This is a genomic window from Arthrobacter sp. Dra40 (assembly GCF_059091905.1).
Window position 1 is genome coordinate 1 of sequence record NZ_JBNHHB010000459.1, and the last position, 1,665, is coordinate 1,665.

Genomic DNA, 1,665 nt, shown 5'->3' on the forward strand with positions numbered 1-1,665 from the left:
AGGTGGTGATGATGCGGGCGTTGGCCTGGAAGCCGCGCTGCGCGACGATCAGGTTGGTGAATTCCTGGGACAGGTCCACGTTGGACATTTCCAGCGAGCCACCGGCCAGCGTCCCGAGGCCACCGGTACCGGCGGTTCCAAGTTCGACCTGACCGGAGTTGGCCGTCACGCGGTACGACGATGCGCCAGCCTTTTCAAGGCCGCCCGGGTTGGTGAAGTTCGCCAAGGCGACCCGGCCAACGACGGCCTGGTCTCCGTTGCTGAAGGAACCCATCAGCGTGCCATCGGGGCTCATGGTGAAGGACTCGAGGGTGCCGGCAGCACGACCGTTCTGGCTGTTGAAACCGACGGTAGTCATGCCTGCGTAACCGCTAAGACCTGTCAGAACGACGTTGACACCGTCAACCGTCATGGGGTTGTTTGGCGTCAGGACGCCATTCCCGTTGAGGGCAAGCGATGCACCGACAGTCCCGCTGCCGGTCTTGGCAACGTCCCAGCCGCTTGCTGTGCGAGTGAAGGTCAAGGAGAGGCTGGTCTTGGTGCCGTCCGCCGAAAAGACCTCAACATCGCGGACAAGGGCATCAGCTACCTTGGCGTCAGACGGAAGGTTTCCGGCCAGTACTGCCTCGGACGTGGCACGGGCTTTGGAGATGGCGTCCGGGGAAAGGTCGATCGCACCAATGGGTCCGCCGACGGGCATGTTACCGTCGGCATCTGCCATCCAGCCCTGCAGGATTGCCCCGTCCGGGGAGACCAATCGGCCGTTGGAGTCTAATTCAAAGGCGCCTGCACGGGTGTAGAGCTGTTCGCCACCCTTGGTGGTGACGAAGAAGCCGTCGCCGGAGATCATCATGTCGGTGGCTTTGCCCGTGGCCTGCGAGGAGCCCTGGGTGAAGTTGGTCGAGATGCCGGCCACCTGCACGCCGAGCCCCACCTGGGCGGGGTTGGTGCCGCCGGCCTGGGCCTGCGGGCCACCGGCGCCCTGGGTCATCTGGGACAAGGTGTCCTGGAACTGGACGGAGGAAGCCTTGAAGCCGGTGGTGTTGACGTTGGCAATGTTGTTGCCGGTGACATCAAGCATGGTCTGGTGGGAGCGGAGCCCGGAGATTCCGGAGTAGAGCGAGCGGAGCATGGTCAGCGCCTTTCGAATGGTGGAACGGACGAATGATTCAGTGACTGGGAAATTCTGCTGGCGGCACAAGCCGGATCAGGGTGCGACATGTCAGGCGGCGATACCTCCAGTGGGGCCGGAGGCTTCGACAGGCCCGGTGTTGGCCGCGGCGTCGGCGACAGAACCACCCGAGGAGGCACCGGCGTCGTTAGTGCCTTCATCGGAACCCGACCGGCCCGGCGCTCCGGCAGCGGTGATCCCGGCGACCAGGTCCAGCGGGATCTCCCGGCCGTCGACGATCACTTGCGGCACCGGCCCGGCGTAGGAGACCGAGGTGGCCGTGCCCGTCAGCAGGGAGCCGTCAGCGCCGTAGTAGCTCACCTCGCGGCCCACCAGCGCCGCGGCCACACCGCGCATCTGCAGCGAAAAGTTCTCCTCGCTGGTGGTGGTCATGGTCGAGATGCTCTCCATCATGGCCAGCTGGGTGGTCTGGGAGATCATCTGGTTGGTGTCCATGGGCGAGCTGGGGTCCTGGTTCTGTAGCTGGGTGACCA

2 protein-coding genes are annotated in these 1,665 nt (G+C 64.7%); both read right to left on the reverse strand.

Features of this window, described 5'->3' with window-relative positions; translation table 11 throughout:
* Nucleotides 1-1,132 (reverse strand): flagellar hook protein FlgE (locus AC5RWT_RS37140; protein WP_494084579.1); only part of this gene is annotated, 1,132 nt, incomplete at its 3' end.
* A 90-nt stretch (nucleotides 1,133-1,222) separates the two neighbouring features.
* Nucleotides 1,223-1,665 (reverse strand): flagellar hook capping FlgD N-terminal domain-containing protein (locus tag AC5RWT_RS37145; RefSeq protein ID WP_494084580.1); only part of this gene is annotated, 443 nt, incomplete at its 5' end.